Origin of the sequence: Wolbachia endosymbiont of Drosophila bicornuta, assembly GCF_028982105.1 — a bacterium.
Classification (GTDB): domain Bacteria; phylum Pseudomonadota; class Alphaproteobacteria; order Rickettsiales; family Anaplasmataceae; genus Wolbachia; species Wolbachia pipientis.
On the sequence record NZ_JAPQLF010000090.1, the window covers coordinates 1 to 3,786 of the forward strand.

5 protein-coding genes and 1 pseudogene are annotated in these 3,786 nt (G+C 39.2%); 3 read left to right on the plus strand and 3 right to left on the minus strand.

The genetic code is table 11. The features are described 5' to 3' along the window. Nucleotides 1–301 precede the first annotated feature (301 nt). Nucleotides 302–559 (plus strand): annotated as a pseudogene (gene terL, locus OZD68_RS02700) (phage terminase large subunit); the annotation flags it as partial. A gap of 54 nt (nucleotides 560–613) precedes the next feature. Here terL and OZD68_RS02705 read toward each other — a convergent pair. The 3 genes from OZD68_RS02705 to OZD68_RS02715 form a co-directional block, all read right to left on the minus strand. Next, nucleotides 614–2,068, minus strand: coding sequence for a hypothetical protein (locus tag OZD68_RS02705; RefSeq protein WP_220468168.1), 1,455 nt, complete (start codon nucleotides 2,066–2,068; stop codon nucleotides 614–616). Between the two features lie 75 nt (nucleotides 2,069–2,143). Beyond that, on the minus strand, nucleotides 2,144–2,446 hold the full coding sequence (locus OZD68_RS02710) for a hypothetical protein (RefSeq protein WP_182309934.1): 303 nt from the start codon (nucleotides 2,444–2,446) through the stop codon (nucleotides 2,144–2,146). Nucleotides 2,447–2,487: 41 nt separating this feature from the next. Further along, entirely contained in the window at nucleotides 2,488–2,685 is a 198-nt protein-coding gene (locus OZD68_RS02715; protein WP_182309933.1) for a hypothetical protein, read from the minus strand. A 650-nt stretch (nucleotides 2,686–3,335) separates the two neighbouring features. Here OZD68_RS02715 and OZD68_RS02720 point away from each other — a divergent pair. Both OZD68_RS02720 and OZD68_RS02725 read left to right on the plus strand, forming a co-directional pair. Beyond that, nucleotides 3,336–3,539: a hypothetical protein gene (locus OZD68_RS02720; RefSeq protein WP_275008932.1), complete on the plus strand. Its 204-nt coding sequence runs from the start codon at nucleotides 3,336–3,338 to the stop codon at nucleotides 3,537–3,539. Then, nucleotides 3,530–3,786 (plus strand): hypothetical protein (locus OZD68_RS02725; protein WP_275008933.1); only part of this gene is annotated, 257 nt, incomplete at its 3' end. The genes OZD68_RS02720 and OZD68_RS02725, both read left to right, overlap by 10 nt.

The window sequence follows — 3,786 nt, forward strand, 5'->3', positions numbered from 1 at the left end:
CTACTGGCCTGCTATAGCCATAAACACATATCTTATCGCATTCGGACTATTATAAGAAAGGCTATAAATTCTATTTACTTGATGTATATCGAGCAAAGCTTGAGTACCCAAAGCTTAAAGAGCAAGTTCTGTCACTAGCTGCAAGATGGACGCCACACGCAATTTTGATCGAAGCAAAAACTAGTGGTCAACAATTATAGCTCTTTTTACAATAATCCGAACAGGTCATAATATGCTACTGCTCTACCATAGCCATAAGCACATATCTTATCCTATTCGGACTATTGCGAGAAGTGCTATAACACAAGAGCTAAAGGCAAATAGCGATCTACCGATTATCGAAATAATTCCACACAATGACAAACTCACTCGATTTTATCAAATTGTTCCGGTGATAGAGTCTGGCAGGGTTTTTCTGCCACAGCAAGCGGTATGGCTCAGCGATTTCGAATATGAAATTTTAATGTTCCCAGAAACTCGCCACGATGATCAAGTGGATAGTACGGTGCAATATCTGCAATGGATGAGAAAAACTAACACCAGTGCTTTCAGGGTCAGGGATTTTGGCTCCAACCCTAATAAAACACTTGGGTGGATATCTAAAAACCTAAATTTATTTTCTCAAAGCCCCTGATACAGGCTCTACCTCACACTCTTTAACCTCTGAATGGACACTTTCCTTTGAAGGGACACTTCCCTTATGTTGCGCAGCAGGAGAACCCGTAGAACAAAAACCACTATCTCTATCAACTGCTGTTTTAGAACTAGAGTTATCAGATCTATACTCTACAGGTAGTACCTCCCCTTTCCCCGAAATAGTACCTTGTGAAGGGCCTGGATCACCATCTAGAGAACTTACAGGAGAAGTCTCTTTTGAGGGTGAATTATTTTCTGCTCTTACTATATCTGACAATGAAGAAAATAATCTAGACACAGATGATTTTTTAGTTACAGGAGTTTCAGGAGTACTGCGCGCTGTACCACGCCCTTCATCATGTCGCTTAAGGTTTACGTCATATTGCTTACTAAAAGTTGAAGAGAGCCATTTTTTCATTTTTTGAACACCACCCCCATGTTTCTTCGGAGATTTACTATCTTGTGACTTTGCTTCAGAACACTCATCACTAGAAACCCAAGAATTTAAGGACATTGAATTCTTCCATGCTCTAGGAGAAGAAATCGATGATGATCTACTCAAAGATAGCTGTGATTGACCACAAGTGGATTGACTTGAATCTATTTCCTCCGGCACCAACTGAAACAGCCCCCTTTTTCCTCCCTCTCTTTCTGATACTTGCCTGGGAGGCCTCTCTAACCCTTCATCACGACTTCGCTTGGGAAACTCCCGTGTCGGTGATGGTTCAGTTAATAGCGTTCGAGGAAGCTCAGGGTCAATGGCCAGTTCATGGTCTTTGTTGATTACAGAGCTTTCTATTATTTTAGTTATCACACAGTGAGAAATGTATGGATTGGAAAAGTCTATGCTATACAGTCCATTACCTCCATTTATTGCTAATTCCCCCTGGGTTCCACCATAAAGATCATTAAATACAGCACCATTAAATGCATGATTTAGTTTAAGAGCTTCTTCATTTGTCAATATCCGCTTTCTTCCGCCATTTAATACAAGAGGTATAAGAACTGAGGCCTCTTCTCTACCTAGAGGAGAAGCACATACAAAGCCAGCTATTATTATTTCCGTTGGTTGATCAATAAATTCCATTATCAACTCTTTAAATGCTTTTACATCACCACGAACTTTGCTATCAGCCTGGAGACCCATACCTTTAAGCCATGTAATATACCGTGCTACACTATCGATAAAACGAGCGTCATCAAAAACGTCCCTGATATATACACTATTGCCTTTAACCTTCAGAGGGTTCTTAAAACCATTCCTATACCCATATCTATTCTCCATACTTGACAAAAACTCACGCTCAAATTCCTCACGTAATTGTTTATTATCAAATTCACCACACCATAAATACTTTTTCTTGTTGAATGGTACGGCTGTGCTACTAACTCGCATATCTTCTAGAACACCCTTTGCAAGTGAAGCAGCCAAATGAGACTTTAAATTAAAAATTACACCTTGATCTACAGGTGCTACAAACTCAATTCTACCTTGCTTATCTACGGATCAGTCCCCTTTATAGATATAGTTAAATGGAAAAGACGTAACATCAAAATCTTTCTTGGCTGTATCCAATATTTCTTTATCATTACTTTCTTCAATGGCATAGAATTCACGTATTATCTTCCTTTTTATACTGTCCAGATATTCGCTACACTGATAATCCTTCATACCCTTATCAAATGAGACTACAATATAGTCCTCCCCGCCCCTGCTTTGCAGCGTAAAATTAGTTTTAACTGTATTACGAGCATAATTACGTACATTAAAAGCACTAACCAACGCTCTCACTACCTTTCTACCATACATACCAACCTCCCCATTTTTAAATTACAACAACTACCTTTCACTTAACGTTTCATAGAACTACCAGGTTCGTTTTTTTTCTGCTCAGACTGACGCCTCCTTTCTAGTAGCTCCTTGGCTTTATCACTATGATCATCATACCTCATTCCTCTTGCTCCCTGCACTATACCACCACCTGGTGCTGTATTATCACGCTTCCACTTTTCAGCATCAAAACCTTTTTTATCATTACCACTATGCATATTGACCACTAAGTAAAAATATTATGTAATTAACATACTAAAAATAAAATTAAGTGCAAGCACTTTTTTATATTTTTTTTCAAAAAATTTTATTCACTCTTTTTCATAAAATTCAATTTTCTAGATTCCGCTAACACGTAGCGGAATGACGAACTGTCGACACCTATCTATATGCCACTGGATTCCAGCGTCACGCACTGGAATGACAAGGTTATGGGTGTCATCCCAGTGCCCAGACACTGGGATCTAACTACCTTCATTATGGCGCCTTTCCTACTGACGGACCTTCTACACATTTCTCAACTTTTACATCATTAGTCAATTCTTTTGGTGGTTGAACATCACCCACAGAACCTTCATGCTCAGCACCGTTCCAAGTACCTATATTAAAATCAAATTCACAATCAGCAACAGAACTTTTAATGGATTGCTTTGTTGCAGATTCCAGAACAGGTTTTCCTGGAGCACTTCCGTTAAGTTGCCCTGGGTTAGAGACAGGACTCTTAGCAGATTGATTCGAAGCTTCTTTGCTGAAAATAAAGTTTGGAGCAGATTGGTTTGAACCTAAGTCGCTATCACTTCTCCAACCACTATCGCATCCATAACTATGCTTTATAGCTCTTTTTACAATAATCCGAACAGATCATAATATGCTACTGCTCTACCATAGCCATAAGCACATATCTTATCCTATTCGGACTATTGCGAGAAGTGCTATATTTGTTCCTGCCACGTCTCCGTTGCAGGCTTCTTCGGTGGACACACCTCTTTCTTCGGTTCCTCCGGCTTCGCTTTTTTCTCTTCTTCCACTTTTGGTTTTGTTTCTTTTACCTCGCGGTTCTCATTGTTTATAACCTCTTTAAATATAGGAGGCATTATAGGTTTTGGTAAAAGATCAAGTTCTGGTTTGCTCAGAACAACCGGTCTTACAAATCCTGGTGAAACTTCAAAAAGGAAAACTGGCACTTTAGGTTTTTCTCTTTCATCCACTTTCATTTCTACGTTTTCGCAAACTTCTTTATTTTCTTCCCTTAATGATGTTTTTTCTGCTTTTTTATCTTCTTTTTCTGTAGATGCCTCTACCGCAGCCGCCAACTCAAC

Bases quoted from the DNA above. Each gene is read 5' to 3' on its own strand.
- OZD68_RS02715 (WP_182309933.1), bottom strand. From the start codon at position 2,685: ATGCATAGTGGTAATGATAAAAAAGGTTTTGATGCTGAAAAGTGGAAG.
- OZD68_RS02710 (WP_182309934.1), bottom strand. From the start codon at position 2,446: ATGTATGGTAGAAAGGTAGTGAGAGCGTTGGTTAGTGCTTTTAATGTA.
- OZD68_RS02720 (WP_275008932.1), top strand. From the start codon at position 3,336: ATGCTACTGCTCTACCATAGCCATAAGCACATATCTTATCCTATTCGG.